The organism is Bacillus sp. 3255 (assembly GCF_031456485.1).
GTDB lineage: Bacteria > Bacillota > Bacilli > Paenibacillales > NBRC-103111 > Paenibacillus_E.
This window is the reverse complement of sequence record NZ_JAVDUS010000026.1, coordinates 82,529-105,740: the sequence shown is the minus strand read 5'-3', so window position 1 is coordinate 105,740 and position 23,212 is coordinate 82,529. Positions and strand designations below refer to the sequence as shown.

The window sequence follows — 23,212 nt, the reverse complement described above, 5'->3', positions numbered from 1 at the left end:
GGATAAACCTCATCCCCTCTCCCTGTTCTACGCTTCCCTTAACGTTTATTGAAACGTTCGAGTGCGCCCTGCTGAATTTTAATCGCCTCATCGATCCCCATACTTTGAATCTTTTTCACGTATTGATCGAATTGATCGAGCGGTTCGACGCCCATGATGAATTTTAAGAGCATCTCATCTTGGTACGTTTGGATATCAGTGACAATGGAAGCGAACTTGCTGCTTTCATCCTGCGTCGGAGAAACAAGCGGGATTTTGCGCTCGGCGGTTGGCTTCGACCAAACTTCCAAGGCCTTCTTCTGCTGTGGAAGCGCGAGATACTGCATTTGGAAATTATCGCTAAGCACGAAAGGAGCGCTCCACGTTGCGCGGTTATATTTGGCAATGGCTTGCTGGATGCTGGTGCCTGCCGGCGGATTCAGTATTTCAGGCAGGAACGTCGCTTTGCCGTTCTCCATCTTGTAGCTGGCGCCTTCCACCCCGTAGTTGAAGAGCAAATCCCCTTTTTCCCCGTACGCATAATCCAGCCATTTCACGGTTTCGATCGGATTCTTGTTAGCTGTCGTGATCGCTGCTCCAACCCCGTTATAGGCAAAATCCTTTTGTCCCCAGATCGCTTTATCGCCAGCCTTCAAGACGGGATAAGGCGCCGCTTCCAGATCGAATTTGGGATCCTTATCTTTCATGAGTCCTGCATATTTGCCGATTCCTCCCCCGTTAAAGGACGCGGTCGCCCCCAAGAGGTTGGTCGTCATTTTGTTGTCAAACAGCTTATCGTTCGGCGCTGCGAAATCTTTATCAAGCAGGCCCTCCTTGTACCACTTGTTCATGGTAGCCAAGAACTCCTTGTACGCCGGCTGGATCGGGCCGTACTTGACCTTGCCTCCATCCTGATAGAAGCTGTAGTTGATGCCCCATGCGCCGAGGAAAGGCGCGTCGGTTGCGAACAAGTTTTTATCCAAATAGATCGGAATTTCATCCGCTTTGCCGTTGCCGTTCGGGTCCTTCTCTTTAAACGCCTTCAAGACGTTGTACCATTCGTCAATCGTCTCCGGCATCTTCAGTCCCAGCTTATCCAGCCAATCTTGGCGAATCGACGGGCCGAAGAACACCCTGACTTTATCGTCCCCGCGCAGGAACGGGAATGCATAAATGCTGCCTTCATCCGTTGAAATTTGTTTCTTCCAGTCGGGATGGTCGGCAAGCAGCTTCTTCAAGTTCGGTGCATACCGGTCGATCAACTCATTCAGCTTAATGATTTTTTTGTCCAGGATCGCTTTTTCCGGCCCGCCGGGATAACGAATGACCGCACCGCTTGTCGCCCCCCAACTTGCTTCAATGACATCCGGAAGCCCGCCACTCGCAATCATTAAGTTGAATTGCTCTTGCGCCTGCGAAGCCTCGATCGGAGGATGCTGGAATTCAACCTTCACGCCGGTTACTTTTTCAAGTTCCTTATACATGCCCATTTCTGCATACGTTTTCATTTGTGAGGAAGCTGCGGTGTGGTTGGGAACCCAATACGTCAATTTCGTCAACTTGGGCGGCTGGGCTTCGCTGCCGGATTGCGGCGATGCGGAGGATTGCCCGCTTTCCGTATTACTGCTGCAAGCCGCTGCCGACACGACAACAGCAGATAACACAAGAACAGAACCAATCGATCTCAAACTTTTCTTCATTTTTCTTGCCTCCCTTTTCTCATCATAACCGGAGCCTAGCCGGTACCGGTCACCCGGCACCTGCACCTAAGTATGCTTCACCTGCACAGTTCTGAATACTGCCGACTTTTCATTTGCACTGCACTTTCGTAAGAAATCAGCCCATTCTGAGAAATCATCAGTCCGTCTTACAAATCGTCAGTTGCCGTTATATGAATAAAGCAGCCTCCTAGAGGCTGCCTATTATTAATCTGATCCAACGATTTCCGCCAACATCGCCTCACGATATTTGCCAGGCGTTACGCCCTCAAGCTTTTTGAATGCCCGGATGAACACGGCATCATTGTTGTAGCCGACCTTATGGGCAATCTGAACAATGGTGAGTTCCCTATGCTTCATCAGCAGCTTCGCTTGCTCCATTCGTTTGTTGGTGATGTAATCCAGCAGGTTTTGTCCATGATGCTTTTTAAAAAAAGTCGAAAGATATTGCGGTGTCATTTGAATACTCTCAGCTAATTGTGCAACGCCAAGGCTCGGGTCGCCAAGATGGTCATGGACAAGGCTAATGACTTCCTCCAGACGCTGCGTACTGTGATCGGATCGATCGATATTAAACGAACGGGTCAGCATCTCGTACAGGTCTATGGTTTTGGCGTACATGCCTTGCGCGGTTGGATAGCTGAACACTTCCTTGATCGGATCGAAGTCCGCGCCCAGCACTTCCACCTGATCCGTATGCGTGGAGTTCACAATTTTCAAGAGCGTACTCGTCACGTTGAAGAAAAGGGCTTTCCCTAACTCGGGGGAAATATGTCCGGAATCGAAATTCATCGAGTAAATTTTATCGAGCAGCTTCTTCACATTTTCAATATCCCCGCTGCGGACAAAATTAATGAGCTGTATTTCAATTTCAAGCGGATAATAATAATGGTGCTTAACCTCGAGAATATCTTGAAAATGGATCACCGTATGCTTGCCAAGGATTAACCTGTATTCAAGAGCTGCGAGCGCTTCCGGGTACGCATCGCGAATGGCTTTGGGCCCGGAATGAATACCGCCAACCGCGATCGTGATATCGATTTGAAATCTCTGGGAAATGATGCTAAGGAGTGATTCTGCGATTTCGCGAATCGTGCTCTCAGCCGTATGCTTGTGCTCTGCCGATATGTTCACGAGAAAGGCAATGCGATCCCGATCAAGCTCGACGTGGAAGCCTTTATGATGGACCCCAATGAGATCCGTTCCGATGTTGGATACGATAAACCTGGCATGTGCCCACTGCCGCTCAGCTTGTTCCTCCGAGAAATGAACATCCTCAATGTTCACAAGGAGAACGGTGAAGCTTTCGCTGATAAAGGCTAGATTCATAAATTGGAGTGAGTCTCTGCTTTCATCCGAGAGCTGCAGATCCATATAACCATTCAGCAAACGGGACAAGTAGTTAGCGCGGATGAACGGAACCTGCTGAGCTAATGTACTGCGCAAATTTTTCTCTTCATGAATAGAGCCTTCCACGGTCTGTTGAATAAACTCGTATTCGTTCGCAGCAGGGCGTCCGATCATTTCTTTTCCTCGCATAATCGCATTAACGGTCCTCTGCAGAGGCTTATACGTACGGTATGCTCCGATACTGACAGCAACCAGCCCGCAAATGAGACAAAGGATAAATAAACCGAGCGACCAGCGCTGGATCTGATTCACCTGCTGCATAAAAACGTCATTCGGCATAATGGACACATATTTCCACCCTGCTTTCTGCGAAGACGTACTCGAAACCACTTGATCGACATTCCCGAGCCGGTAATCGAACGGTCCGTTGCTTTCTTGAATGCGTGTCAGGAGCTCAGGAGGAAACGCTAGTTCACTGTTGCTCATAATCGTATTTCCTGCGCCGTCAATGATATAGATGGAGCTATGGCTGGCCGATTCCATCTGCGCGAACAGTTCCTTGACGTGATTGCCGTCAATCAGCACGATAAAGCTCCCGAGATTTTGAGATTGCGATTGCACGGGCAACGACTGCATATAGGTGATAACTTGCTTGGGGGCTTGATCAGTACCTTCGGATAAGGAATCTAACGGCAGATAGGACATCTTATGCTCCTTGGCCAGCAGCTGGCGCCAGCTGTCATAGGTCAAGTTTTTATAAGGGTAGTAGATGGAATAAAAGGTGCGGGAGTCCGTCACCAGATCCGATTTCACAATCGTATCGCTGTTTGCGAAGAAAACATAGTAATCAAGGATGAAATCGCTAGTCATGCTGTGATATTTGCTCATCTTGTCGCGCATGAATTGAATAAATTCATACTTGTCCACGTCTTTGGCATCCACCGGAATTTTAAGCATGTAATCCAGCTTCGGGTCAAACACAACCTGGCGCATTAACGTATCCACTTCCGAAATTTTATTATCAAGTGACAGCTTAAGCTGCTCGAGCATGGCTACATTAGTTCTTGTCGTGCTCTTCTCCAGGCTTTGCTCAACCTTGCTGTACAAGAATACGCCCATTGCAAGCGGTACCAAAAGTATAAATAAATTCGAAGCGATGATCGTCGAAAGTGCGCTTTTGCGGCTATCGAGAAGGCGTAAAATAAAAGGAATTTTCATAATTAGCCACCCTCCCTTTCTGGAAAAGAATTTACTATAAATACTAGCTTCTCTTCTTCAGAGTTGCAAGACAACAAACTAAAATACACGCAGCCTTTCTACATACTGTCATCGCAGAGAATGCAAGAAGCCAGCAAACCCAATGGGCTGCTGGCTTCTTCGTGGATATAAATAAAGGCTTGAGTGGCGAGGGCTATTTCTCCAACTCATAGCGGGTCGCGATAATCCCCGACTTGAGCGTCCGGCTGGATAGCAGCTTGAGCCTGATTTTCTCGCCGCCGTCGAATGCCGATTTTCCGCCGCCAAGGACGACCGGACAAATCGTCAGCAGGAACTCGTCGATCAGGCCGAGCTCCAGCAGCGTCTTCGCCGCTCCCGGACTGCCGAAGATAACGAGATTTTTGCCAGGCTGCTCCTTGAGCGCCTTGATTTCCTCCGCGATATTGTCCTTGATCAGCGTCGTATTGTTCCATTCCGCCTTGTCCATCGTACTGGAAATGACGATCTTCTTAACATCCTGCACCCATTTGGCATGTTCCATATCGTGCCTCGACGCATTCGGGTTGTCCAGTACCGTGGGCCAGTAGCTCTCCATCATCCGATACGTCGTGCGTCCGTATACGGGAGAGCCGACTTCGGCTACGACCTCCTCGGCGTATTTCTCGATTTCCTCGTCATACGGGATCCAATCGAGTCCTCCGTTCGTATCCGACGCATACCCGTCCAGCGACACATGCATGAACAATACGAGTTTTCTCATGATTATTTCTCCTCCAATTTCGAATTTATTTTGTGCGATTTTTCGGCCGTTGGCCCGTGTTTCGTCCTGCTGTTACGTTCACTATAAATCATTACGTTACGTAAGGTTCAAGTAAAAATTTAAATTTTCTTTTTGAAGACAACCATGTGGTGCAAAACTGCCCACTTATTCAATGAAACAAGGGTCAGCTGCCAGCCGCGGCGCTCTGTCCCATAATCTACTTATCTTCGGCGATTTCACAAATTTTATTAATAACAATCGGTACATCTTCTTCATTACGGGTAACGACAAAGAGGTGGTCAGCTTCGCTTATTTCTGGGGTAAGAACTTCGCTCTTTTGTTGTCGAGCAAGTACATCCCCGAACGTTGAGGCACTCCTAAAAATGTCTTTGCTTCGCTGACTTTCTGTTACTCGAACTTGTAGTACATGATCTGGAATATTAAAATAGACAAGAATGGTTATAAATCCATTCTTTCGAAAATAGTTTAGTACCTCCATACGACCGTTTCGTGCAAGATTAGAATTGCATAGAACGAGGTGAGAATCGGTCTGATTGACTGCGTAGTCGACTATCGTTTGAGTAATTGTGTATTTCAGCGTATTTGGACCTTCTTTCGGACGTAACGATTTATAGTAAGCGTTAATAAAAGATGCGTGATTATCTTGATCAATAGTAACTGAGTTTTTCAAGTGCAATTCTAACTGTTTAGCGAAGGTCGTCTTACCACTATGCGTTTTACCTACCGTTACGACTACAATCCTATTCATTGTTTAACCCCCTTTAATTGTCATATATTCAGACGAATTCCTTTTTAGAGACGTTCAATCTTCATCCCTTCACAATAAGAATAAGCAACCTTACGGGAATGGCGGGTATCCGAACTCCATACCAAGTTATTTTTCAAAATTTACGCTTCCCAATCCATGAGACCGATGAATTCCCGGATTGGCTGTCGTCTATATAAACGAAGGCATAAATGAACACAAACTAATTTGACGAAGAGGTGTTTTGAAAATGGCATTAACGTCCGCATTCACGAGCTTCAACCTGCCTGTAAAAAACGTACAACAATCGAAAGCGTTCTTCACCGGACTCGGATTCGAGCTCAACCCGCAATTCCCCGATAACGAGAATTCGGTAGCCATCGTGATCGGCGACAACCTGCAGGTCATGCTGATCAATCAAGCATTCTTTAATACGCTCACGGAGAAGGAATCCGTCGATACGAGCAAGTACGCGCAGATGACGATCGCCTTGGCCTTCGAGAGCCGGGAAAAGGTCGATGAAATCGTGAATACCGCGGTCTCCTTGGGCGGGAAATTGCACGCTGATCCTGAAGATCATGGGTTCATGTATCATTGGGGCTTCGTGGACTTGGACGGCCATCTGTGGGCCATTAACTATATGAACACGGATGCCGCACAAGGTTAAGGCTAACGGAGAGCACGCTCGTACTAGGGTTCAAAAAGAAAGACGCCGGGCATCTTCCCCGGCGTCTTCTTCGCGATGATTAATTTTGTTCGGTATAGGCTTTGAAATTGTCCATGATCGCTTGCCAGCCTGCTTGCTGGAACTCGACGGGATTGGAGCTTTCCGCGTCGAACGTTTCAATGACCTTCGTCTCATCCCCTTGATCGAAGAAAGCAACATCCACTCTTCTTCCGTCCTCCATGGTGTAGCCGATCGCCTCATGCCGATTCACGACATCGTAGACGCCGCCAAAATCAAAGCCCATGCTGCCATCCTTCGCTTCCATCCGTGTCAGAAACTTGCCGCCGACCCGCAGATCGTTTTCGGCTCGCGGCGCATGCCAGTCCTCGGACGCTTGATTCCACTTCGTGATGTGATCCGGCTCGGTCCAATAGCACCATACCTTCTCGACAGGGGCTTGAATGACGGCTTGCACGGTTACTTTCGTCGGTTGACTCGTTTCCATTTTGAATAGACACCTCTCTCATGATATTCGTCGTTTGGTTATTCTCAATAATATAGACGTAAGCCAATGACGAAATTCATCGGTCAATTCGCTCAGGCAGCCCAAATCGCGAAAATAATGGCGTATGAATGAAGTTTTGAACGTGCAGGATTTGATTTTCTTTGGTTTCGATGACGTGGATGCCCCAGGGTACCAGGCCAGAGCCCTCTTTGCCCGGCATATACTGGGCCAACGCCGGATAACCTCCATTCACCGTAATGGGCACAAATCGCGAACCCTCGCAATGCCAGCGAGTAAGCGAATAGAAGGCGGCCAAATCTTCCTTGCCGCGGATCCACATCTCGAAGGGCGGCATCGACATGCTGCCTTCCTCGTGGAACAACGCGACGAGCGCAGCAATATCGAATTGCTCGAAGGCCTCCACATACCTGGACAGCAGCTGCTGCTCCGGTTGAACGTCCATGCTGCTGAGCTCATCCGAGCGAAGCTGCGCCCTGTCCATCGTCTCCCGTGCTCTTTGCAAGGCGCTGTTCACCGCTGCCGGCGACATCGCCAACGTTTCCGCGATCTGCTTGGAGGACCATTCAAATACATCTTTCAAAATGAGTACCGCTCGCTGCCGCGGAGGCAAGGTCTGCAGGAGAGCGATGAAGCACAGTTGAAGGGTTTCTCTGCGGACGAGCCGATCCTCCGGATTGCCCCCAAAGTCGGGAGACGGCCAGATCCAAGCAGAGTCCGGCAGCGTGTTGCGCGGTTCGACGATGGCGACGGCCGGGTCGAACAGGTCAACGGGAAGCGCGCGGCGTTTGGATTGTCTCAGCTTGTCCAAGCACAGGTTGGAGGCAATCCGATAGACCCAAGTTTTGAACGAGGAATCCTGTCTGAACGTGCTCCAGCTCTGCCAGACCCGAATACTCGTTTCCTGAACGGCATCGTCCGCATCGTCCATGGAGCCTAGCATTCGGTAACAGAACGAGGTTAAGCCCGGCTTCAAGCTTGTAAATAATGGTTCGTCAAATGCGGTCTCGTTCATCGCAGCCTCCCTTAACGATCTCCCCGAAGGGTGGTACCTTCATTATATGCAATGAAGCGGACGGCCTCAATCCGAACTTAAATATAATAAGCCAGCAAACTCGAGGGTCTGCTGGCTTTTTCATGTAATTATATTCACAAATAATTTATCCCGCGTATACTCATTCATTCACTCTAAGCATCACCTGGTTGATCGTGTGTATTATTTTGTGCGGACTGGTCAGGCGATTTTCGAGTTCGGGATTTCAGTTCCTTATCTACGGTTCGCTGAGATTTGGTTATCTTCGTTTTAGTTTTATCGGACATTAAGTTTACCACCTTTCTATTTTGTTCAAATTAGCAAAAAAAATCAGCCTGTTTTGTGGGGAAATTTCGTTCTCAGGCTTTTTGCATATATATTGTGCTCACTTAAAAAGTAATATAAGCAGGCACTTTGTGCCAATCACTTAGTTGGTCAGCGAAATGAAACAATCATTTCTTACTGTGAACTAAAGCTTTTCAAATGAGATTGTTCTTGCATAATCCCCCCTTAATCTCCACAAAATAAAGCACATTGTTTTTTCCGAAATAATTACTTTATTCGAATGACTACCTTTCCTTTAGCCCTTCCGGACTCAAGGTAATTAAATGCTTGACCGGCATCATTCAAATGGTACACCTTGTCAATAATCGGCTTAATGAGACCTCCTTCAATAAATCCCTTTAAAACTCTCAATTGTTCTCTGCTCGGTTTCATGAAAAGAAAATGATATCTCGTTTGGCTCTTCTTCTCTAGGGCCTTGATCTTACGGCTCGCGATGGACAAAATTGTTGTTTTCACCCAACCCAAATTCGCCTCTTTTCCAAATCTGCCGTTTGGCATTCCGGAGATGGATACGATTTGTCCGCCAGGCTTCAGTATGCGGAATGATTTTTCTAAGGCTTCTCCACCTAAAGTATCAAAAACAGCATCATATCCGGTAAGAATTTCTTCAAAATTCTCTTTTTTATAATTAATAATTAGATCGGCCCCCAACGATTTGACCAATTCATAGCCTTTTTCGCTCGCTGTTGTGGCAACAAAAGCGCCTAACAGCTTGGCCAGTTGGATGGCGAAGGTTCCTACGCCTCCCGAACCTGCGTGAATCAAGATTTTTTGGCCTTTTTGAAGGTTTAGTATATCAACAAAAGCTTGGTAAGTCGTAAGGCCAATCAGCGGTATCGATGCTGCCTCTTCAAAGGTTAGATTCTGCGGCTTCAGCCAAATGTCTTCTTCATGAACAGCAATATATTCGGCTAATGTTCCGATTCGGTTTTTGCGGGGTCTTCCGTAAACTTCGTCTCCGGGTTTAAACGTATTCACCCGATCACCGACTTTGACTACAACACCGGAAAAATCATTTCCTAAGATTAGAGGAAACCTGTAATTCAACAGGAATTTCATTTTCCCTTCCTTAATCTTAAAATCAATTGGATTTAAGCTTGCTGCATGAATTTCCACCAGAACATCATGTTCCCCGATAGCAGGCAGTGGTTGTTCAGACAATACTAATGGAACGTTTTCCCCGTATTTCTCAATGATCATGGCCTTCATTTCAAATCATTCCTTTGTGATTATTAGTTTAAACAAATGGACCAATTGTGCATTATAAGTTTCTCCCTAAAGTATTCCCTTCAAGTCTTAGGGTAATCATTGGACCAATTGCATGCGTGTTCAACGGCAGAAATCAAGGATTTGAGTTGTTCAAGCGGTTTGCGGACGGTCAATACATAATAGTTTTCTACGCCCTTTTTTTCGGCTTTAATGTAACCAGACTGTTTCAGCACCTTTAAATGATGGGATACAGCCGGTCTAGATAAATTCATATGGCCTGATATTGTATTAACATTAAGTCCTAATTTGTTCTCCGCCAACAGTATAATAATGGCTTGACGGTTTTCATCCGTCAGCACTTCCAATAATGGGATACAATCTTTAAATTGTTGTAGAACATGCTCGGTTTGTTGGCTCATTCAATCCACCTCTTTAGTTCATTCGTTTAATCCCTTAAACGTAATTATAGCTATTTCCTTCACATAATCAAGCTAAAGGACGAGGGTAATTTTGGGAGGTTACTTGTTTGTCATTTCAAAACGTTATTGTCCACTTCAAACATATTTGTCATCCAACAATAACTGTCGGGTGACAAATAAGTTTTGAAGCACTTTTTTCATAAAAGCTATTCAACTACCGTTCCCCAATAGCTATCCGGATCGGGTTTATTGGAAGCGTTAAACGGTGCGGATGGTTCCGCCGTCAATGACATACTCACAACCCGTAATAGAAGAAGCTCTGCTTGATGCCAGAAAGGCGGCAAGCTCGGCAACCTCCTCAGGTTTGGCCGGCCGGCCGAGAGGAATGCCGCCAAGCTCGTTCATTAATTGCTGGCGTGCGGCTAAATAGTCGGTTCCCGCTTGTTCAGCCATTCTCTCGATCAACCGTTCCGCTGCTTCCGTTTCGGTAAATCCCGGCGCCAATGCGTTGATTCTTATTCCCTCAGGGCCAAACTGGGTCGCCAGGTTTTTACTGTAGTTAACGAGCGCAGCTTTGGCGGCTGAATAAGGCATCGTCATGTTGCCCGGCAGCTTGCGCTGGATCGAAGATATATGGACAATTACTCCGCTTTGCTGCCCAACCATGTAAGGAAGAAATCCACGGTCCAGGCGGACGGATGAATACAGGTTGGCGTTAAACGTCGTGTGCCAATCCTCATCTGTTAAAGCTAACGCCCCTGCCGTGCTAGTTGAGGAACCTCCCACATTGTTAATCAAAATATCCAGACCGCCGAATTTATGAAACGTTTCCTGAATGATATGATCCACGCCTTCCGGAAGTCCGACATCGGCCTGAATGAACCCTACCCCCTCCGGCAATGCTTCGGGCAATGATCTTGCCGTAGCTATAACTTCAGCTCCTGCTGCATGCAACCGTTGGACGATCGCCCTGCCGATCCCCCGGGTTCCGCCGGTCACCAGGGCTCGTTTACCTGCAAATTCTTTGCTCATATCCAATAAGTACGGGCTGTTTTCCATCGTTTTGCTGATTCCTCCTTCGAATGTTGGGTACAAGGTTAGTTTAATCAACAGAACCTGACAGCAGCATGTCCAGTTATCTCAAATATTTTTCGGCCATTTTGGTCGTGCGGTTTTTCATTTCCAGCCTGACAGTCTCCGGCTCAATGACTTCCAGTAAATGTCCAAAGGAAAGAAGATAATGATAAAGCCATTCGCCGGGAGGCATATCTGAAGTGACCAGGAAAGACCCGTCTTCCTGTTTCAAAATGTCCTCTTCCTTAAACTCATCCACGATGCGATAGGCTCCAGCCGATTCTATTTTTAATACCAGAGGGATCCTCAGAGGTTTTTTAACCGAATCTTCTGCAGGAGAAGTCCCGGATGGCCAGCCCTGCTGAAGCTCAAGAAGCTCAATCCCGTCCCCGTCTGAAAGCCGAACATTCGACATCCTGGTAATCTTGAAGGTTCTTAAAGCGTTTTGTTCGAAGCAGTAGGTTTCTACATACCAGGCTCTGTCCTTAAAAAGCAGTTTCACTGGCGCGGCTCTCCGGCTTTTATGTTCTCCAGTCGCACTCAAGTAGGTAAACGAAATCACTTTATGCTCCAGAATGGCCTGTTTCAGCAATGCATATAGCTCTTTTTGTCTTTGCCCGCTCCCCCAAGAGGAGAAATCCACTTCAATCCAGTTGGTGCTGTTTTTCCTAAACAGGCTGCTCAGTTTCGAGAAAACCTCGCCGGAATCAGGGAATTGGGCCGCGGACAAGCTTTGCAAGGCAAAAAGGATCTCATCCTGCTCCTTGTCGGAAAGCAAAGATTTGTTCAGGACAAACCTGTCGGAAAGGGAAATGCCGCCACCTTTTCCTTGGCTGGTATAGATTGGAATTCCAGCCTGGCTTAAGGCCTCGACGTCTCTATAGATCGTTCTGACAGATACCTCGAATCGCTCGGCCAGCTCTTTTGCCGTAACGGTGCCATTTTCCAATAACATATAAACCACTTGAAATAATCTGCTGATTTGCATCCGCTCACCTCTAGGTTTCAGTATATCCGTTAAAACTTGACAATAATATGTCAGGTTAAGCTCAACTAACCACCTGTCGGTCCATACTCCCCTGACTCATATTTCAATGTTGTTGGTCCTTCGTCATTAACAATACCGAAATGGTTCAAGGATTCAATCATATTCGCTATGCTTCCATCCACCTCACGTTTTTTGTCACTATCCTTTCTCTTGAAGGATTTAAAGAAGTGGTGCATCCTGACATGGGACATTTGGAGTTTGATCATATTACCCTGCAAATCCCCAATGATCCTGATATGAGAGTGATGATTTACATGCCTCTCACAGCAACAAGGTCTAAGCTGGAAAAGTATTTTACCCACTTATAGAAAGAAATCAAAAGGCACCCCCTTGGGTGCCTTGATTCATGTCTACCTAAGTTTCGGTTGTCTCATACTAAACTCTTTGAGAAGATTCAAGCAGCCCTGAATGACGGCTCCGATAGTCACCTAACAACCGCTGCATTTTTTCTACCGTGCCGTCTTGATGGGGAACGTGGATAGAAACGGTCAAGTTTGCATCGTTCAAATACTGAAACGATACAAGATCAAAATTCAATTTCCCAAGATTCGGACAATGCAGCGTCTTGGGAGCATCGATGGCATCGAGAACCTCCTGGGAATCCCAAAATTCCCGAAACTCCCTGCTAGCTTGCGACAGCGCCTCAAATTGCTCGGACCACCATAGATCGTCACCGTGACGCCCATAACCAGCATGGAAATTAGCTACGATCCGTCGCGCATGCAGTTCCCATTGTTCTCCTTTAACGTAGCGGAAACGGGGAGAAGTAAACGTCATCCAGACAAAATTCCTTTCCCTATCCGAAATAGCCGCGAGATCCCCATTCAATGCGCAGTAAGCTTCATTCCAGGCAATGATGTTCATTCGCGCATCCATGACATTCGAAGGGGACAGGTTTTGGCTATCCAAAAAACGTTGAAGTTCCGTCGTTACCTTAGAGGGTTGCTGCGTATTGATCAAGGGAAATTCCTTACGGGCAAGATGATACAGATGCCTGCGTTCCGATTCTTCTAGTCGAAGCACTTCCGCTATTCGATCAAGAACCTCGGCGGATACGTTGATATGACGCCCTTGTTCCAAGTAGGTGTACCAATCCAATCCCACGTCTGCCAGCAGAGCGACTTCGCTGCGGCGAAGCCCGGGCGTTCGTCTTCGTCCGGACCCCGGCAATCCTGCTTGCTTGGGGGTCATTCGTTCACGGCGTGAACGCAAAAAACGAGACAATTCCTCATAACGGTCCAATCTGTTCGCCATGACCTCCATGCCTCCTTTCTATTCATGTAAATAGGATTCGCAATCCTACGATAACCAGATCTCTCCCTAGCCTCGTTAATCCCATATACACTAGTCTATGTCTTCCTTAGGGAGAATAGCAAGAATGGATAAAGTAGGATCTTCCATGGGATTGTTGGGATCAATTAAAGCGCAAGTCCATCTGCGCGACATTCTGTTCTCGTCCGGCATCTCCTCGCAGCTGTTGCCGGGGAATGAAGCGTACATCGGCCTGGTTCATGAGAAGCTTAATGAGAAGGGGGATCGAACGTACGAACCTACGATAAAGTACCTAGATCTCGTAGTCCCGATTGAAGCAGTTGCAAAGCGAACAATATTCAGGAACCTTGGAGGGAGTAAGATGTTTGAGCATATCGTACTATTGAAATTCAAGCCCGATGTTTCTATTGAAGTGAAAGAAAGGGCGGTCATGCGTGCGCATGACTTTAAGGGGAAAATTCCGGGAATCGTCGATCTTAGTGCCGGGATTAACATGACGGAGGAAATCGACCACGCACAAGGTTTTACGCTGGGGATCCGAGTTACTTTTGAGGATCAGCAGGCTTGCCGGAATTATGTTCAGCACCCCCTGCATCAAAATTTATTGCAATCCATCGGCCCATTTGTCGAAGGGGTCGCCGTTGTGGATTACCCGTTTGCCTGATGTTCCCCTTTAACCTCTAAACCACATTAGAAAGGGGATTCGCGGAAATGGATAAGAAGCTTGCCGGCAAAGTAGATATTGTAGTGAATAATGCGGGGATCGTCGTCACAAAACCTATTGGCGATGTAAAGGAAGCGGATTACGACCAGTTGTTTGCGATTAATGTCAAAGGGATCTACTTTTCATGCCAGCTTGCGGCCAAGCATTCTAAATCCCAATGGCCGCATCATCAACTTCTCCACTTCGGCGACCGGTCAGATGTTTCCGGCTTACAGTCCGTACGCCGGCTCTAAAGGAGCCGTCGAACAATTAAGCGCCATTTGGCCAAAGAGCTTGGAAAGAGACTTATCACGATTAATGTCGTAGCGCCAGGTCCTGTCAATACCGAGCTGTTCACGGTTGGCAAAACACCCGAGGGGCTTGCTAACATGAACGCATTCGGCCGTCTCGGGGAGACCGAAGACATTGCAGGCGTGATCCTCTTTCTTGCGAGCGAAGAATCGCAGTGGGTAACGGGTCAAACACTACGTGTTAATGGCGGTTTTTTAACGTGCAGGAGAGTTTTTTAGCCCCTTACACTGCTAAACGCTGTAGGGGCTATTTGTTTTTCACAATGGATCTAACCCTCATTCCCCGCTTCGACATGCTCAGGCGATTCGCTTATGAGATTGTTTGCAGAATATGAACGATTTTTCTTTCCATATCGGAGTCGTCTATTCGGTTCAGATATTCAGGTTTTAGCAGTTGATACTTCTTCATGTGGTAGAAATCCATAATTGCTTGTTTCAAGGTGATATCATACTGAATCGAAAATGATGGCTCGATAAAGCGTCGCAGCACAGCGTCATCTTGAACCATAGACAACACGGCATTCAATCTGTTGAAAATCTGTTGCTCCATTCCGGATTCAAAAAATGTTTGTAAGCTTTTATTCCGACTTTGCAGGGCAAAAGACAGATTCTCCAAATGGTGCGGATAAAATTCCTTCAGATCTTGCAAGAACAAATCGGAGATATACGCGGCACACATCAAAGATTGTACAAATGTGATTTGAAACCGATCCAAAAAAGAGACGGAATCATCTTTGACCACGGTGTCGGCTTGCTTCGAGTAATCAATGTAGTAATTTACAACTTGTTCGATGATGTCATCTTTGGAGGCAAAATGCTTATATAGTGTCACTTTGCTGATATCCATATATTTTGCGAGATCGTCGACTTTCAGTTGGCTGAATTTTGTTCTTCTTATAACGGGTTTTATTTTTTCGACATATGTCTCCACACTCGCGGCTTTTCTCACAAATTAGTGCCTCCCTTTGATACGTGTCAAACACATTATAACAAATTTACCGCCTTTTATTTACACCCATAATCAAATGAATTAAATTAACTAATTTAATTAAAGTAGTTTATTTTGTTAATTAATTGTTGTATAATCGTTCCTGTACCTAATCATCCGATTGCGGATTATACAAAGGGAGGACGATTCAAATGGAACCAATCGGCAAAGGCAAATTCTCCGGCAAGAACGTCGTGATCACGGGAGGTAGCAGCGGAATCGGCCTCGCGACAGCGAAGTTGCTAGTGGATGAAGGAGCACGCGTTCTGATTACTGGACGTACTCAGGCGACGCTTGACGCGGCTCGACAACAACTCGGCTACAACGCAATCCCGTTCTTGAGCGATGCCGCCTCATTGAAGGATATCGACGCGTTAGCCGATCGAGTGAAGGCTGAATTTGGAACAATAGACGCCCTGTTCGTTAACGCAGGTGTCACGGGCTTTACTTCTTTCGAGTCAACGACCGAAGAAGCATACGACGAGATACATACAATCAACGCCAAAGGGCCGTACTTTACCGTACAAAAACTCGTTCCGCTCCTGAGCGCAGGAAGCGGGGTAGTCCTTACTACGTCAATCGTGAACGTAGTGGGTCTCCCCATGCTCAGTGCGTACGCAGCTAGTAAAGCTGCGCTGCGCTCCATGACTCGAAGTCTGGCACGCGAGTTATTATCTCGAAATATTCGCGTCAACGCAGTCAGTCCTGGCGTCATTGATACAGGTATTTTGGAGAAGTCAATGCCGATAGAAGCTGCCCAACAGACAAAGGCACAGATGACGCAGCAGATCCCGATGTTGCGTTTGGGCGATCCAGTCGAGGTCGCCAAAGTCGTAGCCTTCCTAGCCTTTGACGCCACCTATACCACTGGGGCTGAGTTCCCTGTTGACGGAGGCGGCTCCCAGATCTGAGCAGAAATGGAGGGAACATCGCAATGGACAATTTGAGCAAAGATGTGAAGAATCAGGCATCTAACCCTGTTACCATGCGGACGATCCGCTTCCGCGACTACGGCGAGCCGACCGATGTCTTACATTTGGAGGAGGCGGCGATCCCAGAACCAGGACCGGGACGCATTCGCGTGAGCGTACGCGCTTGCGGGTTAAATCCGGTTGACTGGGCGATGTGCCGAGGACACTTTGCCAGTCAACTGCCGGTTCCTCGCGGTATTGGACTGGACGTGTCGGGGATTGTAGACGCAGTTGGAGAAGGCGTAACCAATGTCGCCATTGGCGATGCCGTCCTTGGTGCCGCAGATTTCATGGACGGATCGAGCGCCGGCGCGTCCGACCGAGCGATTATGTACTACTGGTTCCGCATGCCGGCCGGACTCGACTTTGTACAGGCTGCAGCGCTGCCAATGGCGGTCGAAACCGCCTACCGGGGGATTGATACTCTCGGGGTGAGGTCGGGCCAGACCGTACTCGTTCACGGAGCCGGCACAACCGTAGGCTTCGCCGCCGTCCAGATTGCCCTTATGCGCGGCGCTCATGTGGTCGCAACCGCTGGTTCCACCTACGCCGACCAACTCCGCGCCATGGGAGCGATGGTGACCTCGTACGGTGATGGATTAGTTGAGCGAGTAGCAGAACTAGCGAAGCAGCCTGTTGACCTCGTCCTGGATGCCGCACCGATCGGGGGAGCCATGAAAGATCTGATTCATATCGTCAATGGGCTTCCCCAGCGCGTGCTAACCGTCAGCGATTTTGCCGCGGCCGCCGAACTTGGCGTTCGCGCCAGCTACGGAGAAGTACACACCCTGCGTTATGACGTTGTCGGCGACTTTGCCCAGTATACCGCAGAGGGCAAGTTCACGATCCCGGTCGCCCGGACTTTCTCACTCGACGACTGGCGTACAGCCCTGGAGATCAGTCAGAGCAAGCGTGCCCACGGCAAACTGATTCTCCTGCCCGCCGCCGACTGATGTGCTCAAATAAGCGGAGAGTTTTGAAATATGAAGGGGGGACATCCATTGAATACGAACCAACGAGAACATATCGCACTGATTACAGGCGCAAGCCAGGGGATCGGATTGGCATTAGCCCGGAAATTTCTGTCGCAGGGCTGGCAGGTGATTACTTTGAACCGTTCCGATTTTCCGGCGGACGATACGTTCATTCGAAATGCCCTCAAGAACGGATCGCTTCGAGCCTATAAAGTGACGGATCTCGCCGATTATGACAGCTTGAGACGCTCTTTGGAAGAGATCAAAGGAAAGGAGCGGCAGATCGATATTTTGTTCAACAACGCCGGAGGTGGCTTAAGTGAGCTGAGCTATTCGAAACAAGGCCGCGAAAAGCATTATGAATTATTGACGGTCGTTCCTTACATCATTCTGATGGAATTGAAGGAACTGTTGAAAAACGGTCGATTAAAAACGGTTATTAACACTTCATCACAGGTGCTTAGATTTACGAAGGAGTTCTCAATCGAAAACTTAGAGCATCCCAAAATTTTCCGTAAAATGGTCGGCCCTTATGCGGCCTCAAAGATGGCGCTATCGTTGTGGACACAAGCCGTGGCGCCGCAACTTGCCAAGGAAGGCATCAAGATCCGCAGCGTTGACCCGGGACTAAACAATACTCTAAGAAAAGGAAAAGACTCGGGAATGCCCGTATGGTTTGAACTGCTTTTTAAGGTTCTTTCCTCTCCGCCTACCCACGGCGCCGATCAATTATATGAGGGGGCCCTCGGCAAACACCGCAATGAGAGTGGCGTATTTTTGTTAAAAAGTCGGATTGCGGACTTGAAATTTGTAGAACATGCGCAGCGTGTACTGGACAGAATTTCGGACATATATAGCCACGAGTTTCTTGACGGAAGTGTTCTTCTTGGCTGAGGTCCAGAAGAACGCTGCTTAAAGCGCCTATTCGGGCTCTCAGATCCCTTTACGCATCTGTCTTTTCACGCAAGGGAGCTGACGGCGGCAGCTCCCTTCGAGCATTAAAGTAGTGAATCTATTGATGTCTTAACTTTTCCGGATTGGCGACGTTATAGGCATGCATGGTGATCAAATTCCGATGTAGCTTCAGCATGCGCTCGAATCCGACATAGTTCAATGCCTAGATGATAATCAAACTTCTATTTCATAAAAGGCTGTTGGATACGTTCTAAACAACACTTGTTCCCTTACCTTACTAAAACCAATGGACTCATAAAATGAGCACAACTTAGGTCTATCAGCTGCACAATCCAATCGGAGGTATCTTTTATTCCGATTCTGTGCCTCTTGTTTTGCCCACTTGACCATATCCCTAGCCAATCCAAAATTGGCAAACTGACGTCGTACACTAAGCTTGTGTAGAAAAAGCGACTCATTTTTAACCACTGATGGCCAAAATACATCATCTTCTTCCTGTAGAATCATTGTTGATACAGGAACATCCTCCATGTAACCCAGAAACATTTCTTCAATCGAATACTCACTTAATATTTTTTCCCTGGATACCTGTTCAAGACTCCACATACCTTGACCTTGAGTATGCAGCCACATAACTACTTCTTTTAGAATTGAACAAAAATCCGCTACTTGGTTATCCGAAATATTTTTCACCTGGAGATCCACAGAGAATTCATCCTTTCGTTGTAAAGTTCAAACCCAAATTATAACCCCTAGTTATTGCTATCGTATTCGTTAGTTGAACGACTAATATAGTTTTTATCTGAAATGTTTTATCGATTTATTAACCGCAAAGCCGACTAAATACCAAAAGCCAATAGCCAATAATACTGTGATTAATCTGAAATTGTAATTGACGATATCATCGTATCCAAGTAAGAACTTAATGAAAAATTCGATATTGCTTACATAATTGGCTGTTACTTGATTAACACCCTCGCCACGCCCATGGTTGAAACTTTGATCTATTAGTACAGAAATAATAGTGAGAATGATTTGGATGCTTGGCAAAATTAATTTAAAATTCAAGGTCCTACGCATATTTCCCACCACCGACTTCCTTGTTTTTTCTACATAATATTAGACATTATAACAAAAGAGAAAGTTGCATATTCCTGCCAGTTAACGTAATAAAGCTGCCGATCAGATCGGCAGCTTTAACCTGGTTGCTTATTCAACTATCGTTCTCCCGTTAGGTTAATCATCCGATTCTACTGCTGTCAATTTTTTAACAATTGTAAATTGAAAACCTTTGTAATCTCGGCATGGCCTACAATTCTAGACCCTTCTTGAATATTTATTATTTTACCAATCCACAAAGTATTCGGATAAGCTTCTGGAGAAATGAAGGTAATCGTTCCTAATACAGTCTCACCCATTTCAACTTTGTCTTTTTCATAATGATGGTGTGCTCCAGAAGTTAGATAATTGTCAGTAACCAGATGGTTAGGACGGTACCCTGTGAACACAGGTCTTGTTCTTACGCCATTCTTTAAAAAAGTTATTTTCGCTTCTACATCAGGTACAGACATGTTCATCACTCCTAGACCCTGTGCATTATCCTATACGTCGCTCTTGCTGCCTTCATTTCTTGATTGAACTATAGTCTCCCAGTGCAATGGTCTATTGATGTGCTTCAATTGTCTATCCCTTCTAATATTTCGACTTCTATGAAAACATTGAATCTAAGCCGCTAACGACACTGCCGTGAATTGGGGGATATCCTGCAACATCTTTTTTTCACAAAACCGATGACCCTTTTTTAGGACACCAAAGAGAACTCGAATCAGCTTATTGCATAGCGCAATGCGCGACTGCATCTTTGTCAAGGGATTATCTGACCGTTTGGTGTAGTACTGATGTAAGGCCTTAAATGCTCGGTTCTTAGCCACCAGTGGCATGATGACGCGAAATAGTAGTGCTCGTAGCCGCTTACGACCACGCTTGGTGATCTTTGTCTGTCCCTTGTGTTTACCGGACGTATTTTCTTTTAAGTTCAAGCCCGCTAGCTTTATGATTTGATTAGGATGCCGGTAACGCACAATGTCGCCAACTTCAGCCAGAAATCCAGCTATGCTAACCCGACCAATACCTTTAATGCAACTCGTACTGTGTTAACAGCAGCTTAAGTTCGAGCTTTGCTAATTCTGTCGTATTTGTTACGAGTAAGAATAATAATAACACTTTTTCAAAGAACAAATATTATCTATCAGCTCTCGGCTCTCTTGACAGATTGAGATAAGCGCTTTCCCGTCAACGAGAGGCGTCTTATCATACACCTTCCGTACCTCAACCTTCTCGGCACCTTCAAAATCCCCGGAATGAATGACTACTTTCTCAGGATAACACATTATTATTGACATTATTTTCCGGACCTCTTCGATCCCAGAACTCAGTAGAAGATCAAGTAATTCGTTATTGGTCAGAGGAACAATAAATTGTAAACCCACTCGTTGATTTTTAGCGAAGATCGCGATTGCTTTAGACAAAAGCGCATCCAATGCTAACGTAAGCGGGTGAAGAAAAGTAATATGATCGTAATGAATCGCGCTCAGAATACTTTTGCTAGTAGCTAGATCCGCCTCAACAAAATTACCATTAAAACGGATGCGCTTCAAAATAGAAGCCGGATGGATTGATGCCCCCCCAAGCATGTATGAATCACGTAAAAAGCTGTCCAAATGATCCGCGCTTAAAAACGGTGTTTTATGTGAGAGCGGAGAATCAATATTTAAGATTTCAATGATGCGATCGGGTGAAAATCCATACTTTTTCAATATAGTTGAGACTTCATTCCCATAGATCCTTTCTTCTGTAATTGTATGGTGGTTAAAACCAAGCGTATTTTCTACCGCGTGTGAGAAAGGCAGATGCCCAATGTCATGAAGTAGGGAGGCAATGCGCAACTCCTCATCCTTCGGGAAGAAAGTAGAAACAATTGTCCAGACTCCAATCGTATGTTCAAATCTGCTATGCTTAGCGGATGTGATGAACGAGCCTGTTCCGTAATGGGATAAAAACTTCAGCCTTCGAACAGCAGAAGTCTGGATCAGCTCCATCTCCCATGGAAACACCTGAATTTGGATCTGATAGAAAGGATCAAAGTATTCATTGATCTGATTGAAAAGATACATTTGAATTCTCCTTTGGCAAAAAATAAAGAGCCGGTTCATATCTGCAAGAGATACGAAAACCGGCTCATCAATAATGAGAGTGGGATAACCACAGTTTAACAGTTTGTTGATTCCATAAATTGTACATTTTTATTATACATATTAAAGAAGCTGAGTCAATAGTCTTGCTTTCTGTAATACGCATGTGAAAAGAGGAGGTCATGGACATCTCTTCTGAGATGTCTAGCCAATCGACCTCATTTATAAACTGAGCGATTGGGATGCCTATTCAGGAGATGCAGCAGTTTGTCGCGTTGCAGAATAGTGAAGTCTCTACAATAACAGCAAGACGAGGATTTATAGAAACGTATCGCGGGAAAGTTATCGATCAAATGAAGGAGCTTGAAAAGACGCTGGAGAGAATCGATGATAAAATCAACAACTGTCCATCCCAAAGATTTCTCGTGAGAATAGTGGCTCACCTAAAAAGATACTCCTGCTATTTTTTCTAAATAAGCTTATTTCGACATTTCCTTGAATGCGGATGGACTGGGCTGGAAAGCAAACTTCGGAAGCTTAAGCAGAACAGCCACCAGCAATAACAGACTGCCGTTGATAACGAACACGACGGGAATGGACAATTGCGTTGCGAGAAAGCCTCCAATTAGCGGACCCATCAGCAGGCCTAGTTGATTGGCCGATTGATTCAGACTGAAAGCGCGACTGCGAAAGCCAGGTTCCGTATGGATAGCGATAAAGGCATTAAGCGCCGGAAATACACCAGCGAAAAAGAGGCCGTATACAAACCGCAAAGCACCGAATCCGATCAGATCATGAAACCATAATTGCAGTAAATTTCCGATCCCACCGCCGATGAGCCCGATGAACAGCACCTTCTCGTAGCCCCACTTACTTCCGAGCTTGCCCCAACGCGGCGCTGCGATCAATGTAGCGATGCCTACCGCAGAGAAAATAATACCTGCATAAAGCGATGCGGACGACTGGCTGGAGCCCAGCTCAAGCACATAGATCGTAAGCAGCGGCTCCACAATCATGATCGACGTCGATGTAATGAAGACAATGAACAGCGCGGAAACGAGCGTCCGATTGGCCGCCGCATCCTTCAGGTCGTTAAGCACTGCGGACCGCTTCGCTTCGGATTTAATAAAGGAAGGCTCCTTGACCCAAACCCATGCAATGATAAAGGCGATCAGTACCATCACGCCGGCCATTAAAAAAGTTTCACGTGTGCCGATCAGGTGACTTACAACCCCTCCCACAAGCGGTCCTAATACGGAAGCAGCTGCGCTGGAAGTGGAGATGATGCCAAGAGCATAACCAACATGTTTCTCCGGCGTATTGGTGGCTACCACGGCGATGGCGGACGGAATGTATCCCGCAAGTAAACCTTCCATAATTCTTACAAGGATAAGCTCATAAGGATTTTGGACGATGAAATATAGAAAATACGCGATCGACAGACAAATCCCTGCGCGAAGCATCATAGGCTTCCTGCCATACTTATCGGCCATGGAGCCCCAGAACGGAGCGATCAGTGCCGCGGCTAAAAACGTAATGGCGAATACGACACCTGTCCATAGCTCCAGATGGCTTCGTACACCTAGATCATCCTGCAAAAATATTGACATAAACGGTATGGATACCGTATAGGCCATACTAACGAGAAAAGTCCCTACCCACAGTACGAAAAGATTACGTTTCCAAGAATTGTCGATCAAAGAAGCACTCCCTTTTCTTCCGTTTGCCTACCATCATACCATTATTAAGGAGAGCTCCTCATAAAACGTTTTTGTAGG

At 46.5% G+C, this 23,212-nt stretch carries 22 protein-coding genes and 2 pseudogenes; 7 read left to right on the top strand and 17 right to left on the bottom strand.

Features of this window, described 5'->3' with window-relative positions:
• Nucleotides 1-38: 38 nt before the first annotated feature.
• The 4 genes from J2X61_RS31745 to J2X61_RS31730 form a co-directional block, all read right to left on the bottom strand.
• Nucleotides 39-1,679, bottom strand: coding sequence for a type 2 periplasmic-binding domain-containing protein (locus J2X61_RS31745; RefSeq protein WP_310193910.1), 1,641 nt, complete (start codon nt 1,677-1,679; stop codon nt 39-41).
• A gap of 225 nt (nt 1,680-1,904) precedes the next feature.
• The gene (locus J2X61_RS31740) at nt 1,905-4,265 is read right to left on the bottom strand and encodes a helix-turn-helix domain-containing protein (RefSeq protein WP_310193907.1); all 2,361 of its coding nucleotides are present in this window, start codon (nt 4,263-4,265) and stop codon (nt 1,905-1,907) included.
• Nucleotides 4,266-4,458: 193 nt separating this feature from the next.
• Nucleotides 4,459-5,025, bottom strand: a complete 567-nt coding sequence (locus J2X61_RS31735; RefSeq protein WP_274472884.1) for a dihydrofolate reductase family protein — start codon at nt 5,023-5,025, stop codon at nt 4,459-4,461.
• A gap of 217 nt (nt 5,026-5,242) precedes the next feature.
• Nucleotides 5,243-5,794, bottom strand: coding sequence for an AAA family ATPase (locus tag J2X61_RS31730; RefSeq protein WP_310193904.1), 552 nt, complete (start codon nt 5,792-5,794; stop codon nt 5,243-5,245).
• 247 nt (nt 5,795-6,041) lie between these two features.
• Between J2X61_RS31730 and J2X61_RS31725 the strand changes: the two genes are divergently transcribed.
• Nucleotides 6,042-6,458, top strand: coding sequence for a VOC family protein (locus J2X61_RS31725; protein ID WP_274472882.1), 417 nt, complete (start codon nt 6,042-6,044; stop codon nt 6,456-6,458).
• A 79-nt stretch (nt 6,459-6,537) separates the two neighbouring features.
• On the opposite strand, the gene J2X61_RS31720 is transcribed toward J2X61_RS31725, so the two are convergent.
• From J2X61_RS31720 to J2X61_RS31695, 6 genes are all read right to left on the bottom strand, one after another.
• Nucleotides 6,538-6,963: an SRPBCC family protein gene (locus J2X61_RS31720; RefSeq protein WP_310193902.1), complete on the bottom strand. Its 426-nt coding sequence runs from the start codon at nt 6,961-6,963 to the stop codon at nt 6,538-6,540.
• A 76-nt stretch (nt 6,964-7,039) separates the two neighbouring features.
• Nucleotides 7,040-7,996 carry a sigma-70 family RNA polymerase sigma factor gene (locus tag J2X61_RS31715; RefSeq protein WP_274472881.1) on the bottom strand — a complete coding sequence of 319 codons (957 nt, stop codon included), beginning with the start codon at nt 7,994-7,996 and terminating at the stop codon, nt 7,040-7,042.
• 570 nt (nt 7,997-8,566) lie between these two features.
• Entirely contained in the window at nt 8,567-9,568 is a 1,002-nt protein-coding gene (locus J2X61_RS31710; protein WP_310193899.1) for an NADP-dependent oxidoreductase, read from the bottom strand.
• 80 nt (nt 9,569-9,648) lie between these two features.
• The gene (locus tag J2X61_RS31705) at nt 9,649-9,987 is read right to left on the bottom strand and encodes an ArsR/SmtB family transcription factor (protein WP_274472879.1); all 339 of its coding nucleotides are present in this window, start codon (nt 9,985-9,987) and stop codon (nt 9,649-9,651) included.
• Between the two features lie 258 nt (nt 9,988-10,245).
• The gene (locus tag J2X61_RS31700) at nt 10,246-11,046 is read right to left on the bottom strand and encodes an SDR family oxidoreductase (protein WP_274472878.1); all 801 of its coding nucleotides are present in this window, start codon (nt 11,044-11,046) and stop codon (nt 10,246-10,248) included.
• Nucleotides 11,047-11,122: 76 nt separating this feature from the next.
• Nucleotides 11,123-12,049 carry a helix-turn-helix transcriptional regulator gene (locus tag J2X61_RS31695; protein ID WP_310193896.1) on the bottom strand — a complete coding sequence of 309 codons (927 nt, stop codon included), beginning with the start codon at nt 12,047-12,049 and terminating at the stop codon, nt 11,123-11,125.
• A 140-nt stretch (nt 12,050-12,189) separates the two neighbouring features.
• On the opposite strand from J2X61_RS31695, the gene J2X61_RS31690 reads away from it, so the two are divergent.
• Complete coding sequence (locus tag J2X61_RS31690) at nt 12,190-12,417, top strand: MmyB family transcriptional regulator (protein WP_310193893.1); 228 nt, start codon at nt 12,190-12,192, stop codon at nt 12,415-12,417.
• A 67-nt stretch (nt 12,418-12,484) separates the two neighbouring features.
• On the opposite strand, the gene J2X61_RS31685 is transcribed toward J2X61_RS31690, so the two are convergent.
• Nucleotides 12,485-13,363, bottom strand: coding sequence for a helix-turn-helix transcriptional regulator (locus J2X61_RS31685; protein WP_310193890.1), 879 nt, complete (start codon nt 13,361-13,363; stop codon nt 12,485-12,487).
• Between the two features lie 124 nt (nt 13,364-13,487).
• Here J2X61_RS31685 and J2X61_RS31680 point away from each other — a divergent pair, with 124 nt between their 5' ends.
• Nucleotides 13,488-14,045, top strand: coding sequence for a Dabb family protein (locus J2X61_RS31680; protein ID WP_310193887.1), 558 nt, complete (start codon nt 13,488-13,490; stop codon nt 14,043-14,045).
• Between the two features lie 41 nt (nt 14,046-14,086).
• Nucleotides 14,087-14,614 (top strand): annotated as a pseudogene (locus tag J2X61_RS31675) (SDR family oxidoreductase); the annotation flags it as partial.
• A 91-nt stretch (nt 14,615-14,705) separates the two neighbouring features.
• On the opposite strand, the gene J2X61_RS31670 reads toward J2X61_RS31675, so the two are convergent.
• Nucleotides 14,706-15,344, bottom strand: coding sequence for a TetR/AcrR family transcriptional regulator (locus tag J2X61_RS31670; protein ID WP_274472875.1), 639 nt, complete (start codon nt 15,342-15,344; stop codon nt 14,706-14,708).
• Between the two features lie 191 nt (nt 15,345-15,535).
• Between J2X61_RS31670 and J2X61_RS31665 the strand changes: the two genes are divergently transcribed.
• The 3 genes from J2X61_RS31665 to J2X61_RS31655 are packed head-to-tail and all read left to right on the top strand — an operon-like array spanning nt 15,536 to nt 18,222.
• Nucleotides 15,536-16,294, top strand: a complete 759-nt coding sequence (locus J2X61_RS31665; protein WP_310193884.1) for an SDR family oxidoreductase — start codon at nt 15,536-15,538, stop codon at nt 16,292-16,294.
• A gap of 23 nt (nt 16,295-16,317) precedes the next feature.
• Nucleotides 16,318-17,307, top strand: a complete 990-nt coding sequence (locus J2X61_RS31660) for an NADP-dependent oxidoreductase (RefSeq protein ID WP_274472873.1) — start codon at nt 16,318-16,320, stop codon at nt 17,305-17,307.
• Nucleotides 17,308-17,355: 48 nt separating this feature from the next.
• Nucleotides 17,356-18,222: an SDR family NAD(P)-dependent oxidoreductase gene (locus tag J2X61_RS31655; RefSeq protein WP_310193881.1), complete on the top strand. Its 867-nt coding sequence runs from the start codon at nt 17,356-17,358 to the stop codon at nt 18,220-18,222.
• 234 nt (nt 18,223-18,456) lie between these two features.
• On the opposite strand, the gene J2X61_RS31650 is transcribed toward J2X61_RS31655, so the two are convergent.
• The 5 genes and pseudogenes from J2X61_RS31650 to J2X61_RS31630 form a co-directional block, all read right to left on the bottom strand.
• The gene (locus J2X61_RS31650) at nt 18,457-18,948 is read right to left on the bottom strand and encodes a GNAT family N-acetyltransferase (protein WP_310193878.1); all 492 of its coding nucleotides are present in this window, start codon (nt 18,946-18,948) and stop codon (nt 18,457-18,459) included.
• A 554-nt stretch (nt 18,949-19,502) separates the two neighbouring features.
• Entirely contained in the window at nt 19,503-19,814 is a 312-nt protein-coding gene (locus tag J2X61_RS31645) for a hypothetical protein (RefSeq protein WP_310193875.1), read from the bottom strand.
• A gap of 153 nt (nt 19,815-19,967) precedes the next feature.
• Nucleotides 19,968-20,381 (bottom strand): annotated as a pseudogene (locus tag J2X61_RS31640) (transposase); the annotation flags it as partial.
• Nucleotides 20,382-20,441: 60 nt separating this feature from the next.
• Nucleotides 20,442-21,416, bottom strand: a complete 975-nt coding sequence (locus J2X61_RS31635) for an HD domain-containing protein (RefSeq protein WP_310193872.1) — start codon at nt 21,414-21,416, stop codon at nt 20,442-20,444.
• Nucleotides 21,417-21,913: 497 nt separating this feature from the next.
• Nucleotides 21,914-23,134, bottom strand: a complete 1,221-nt coding sequence (locus J2X61_RS31630) for an MFS transporter (RefSeq protein WP_310193869.1) — start codon at nt 23,132-23,134, stop codon at nt 21,914-21,916.
• Between the last annotated feature and the right edge of the window lie 78 nt (nt 23,135-23,212).

Excerpts from the sequence above, each read along its gene's own strand:
- J2X61_RS31735 (WP_274472884.1), bottom strand. The coding sequence starts at position 5,025 with ATGAGAAAACTCGTATTGTTCATGCATGTGTCGCTGGACGGGTATGCG.
- J2X61_RS31665 (WP_310193884.1), top strand. The coding sequence starts at position 15,536 with ATGGAACCAATCGGCAAAGGCAAATTCTCCGGCAAGAACGTCGTGATC.
- J2X61_RS31725 (WP_274472882.1), top strand. The coding sequence starts at position 6,042 with ATGGCATTAACGTCCGCATTCACGAGCTTCAACCTGCCTGTAAAAAAC.
- J2X61_RS31700 (WP_274472878.1), bottom strand. The coding sequence starts at position 11,046 with ATGGAAAACAGCCCGTACTTATTGGATATGAGCAAAGAATTTGCAGGT.
- J2X61_RS31690 (WP_310193893.1), top strand. The coding sequence starts at position 12,190 with ATGGTTCAAGGATTCAATCATATTCGCTATGCTTCCATCCACCTCACG.
- J2X61_RS31685 (WP_310193890.1), bottom strand. The coding sequence starts at position 13,363 with ATGGCGAACAGATTGGACCGTTATGAGGAATTGTCTCGTTTTTTGCGT.
- J2X61_RS31715 (WP_274472881.1), bottom strand. The coding sequence starts at position 7,996 with ATGAACGAGACCGCATTTGACGAACCATTATTTACAAGCTTGAAGCCG.
- J2X61_RS31730 (WP_310193904.1), bottom strand. The coding sequence starts at position 5,794 with ATGAATAGGATTGTAGTCGTAACGGTAGGTAAAACGCATAGTGGTAAG.
- J2X61_RS31645 (WP_310193875.1), bottom strand. The coding sequence starts at position 19,814 with ATGTCTGTACCTGATGTAGAAGCGAAAATAACTTTTTTAAAGAATGGC.
- J2X61_RS31660 (WP_274472873.1), top strand. The coding sequence starts at position 16,318 with ATGGACAATTTGAGCAAAGATGTGAAGAATCAGGCATCTAACCCTGTT.
- J2X61_RS31740 (WP_310193907.1), bottom strand. The coding sequence starts at position 4,265 with ATGAAAATTCCTTTTATTTTACGCCTTCTCGATAGCCGCAAAAGCGCA.
- J2X61_RS31695 (WP_310193896.1), bottom strand. The coding sequence starts at position 12,049 with ATGCAAATCAGCAGATTATTTCAAGTGGTTTATATGTTATTGGAAAAT.
- J2X61_RS31720 (WP_310193902.1), bottom strand. The coding sequence starts at position 6,963 with ATGGAAACGAGTCAACCGACGAAAGTAACCGTGCAAGCCGTCATTCAA.
- J2X61_RS31705 (WP_274472879.1), bottom strand. The coding sequence starts at position 9,987 with ATGAGCCAACAAACCGAGCATGTTCTACAACAATTTAAAGATTGTATC.
- J2X61_RS31635 (WP_310193872.1), bottom strand. The coding sequence starts at position 21,416 with ATGTATCTTTTCAATCAGATCAATGAATACTTTGATCCTTTCTATCAG.
- J2X61_RS31745 (WP_310193910.1), bottom strand. The coding sequence starts at position 1,679 with ATGAAGAAAAGTTTGAGATCGATTGGTTCTGTTCTTGTGTTATCTGCT.
- J2X61_RS31680 (WP_310193887.1), top strand. The coding sequence starts at position 13,488 with ATGGATAAAGTAGGATCTTCCATGGGATTGTTGGGATCAATTAAAGCG.
- J2X61_RS31710 (WP_310193899.1), bottom strand. The coding sequence starts at position 9,568 with ATGAAGGCCATGATCATTGAGAAATACGGGGAAAACGTTCCATTAGTA.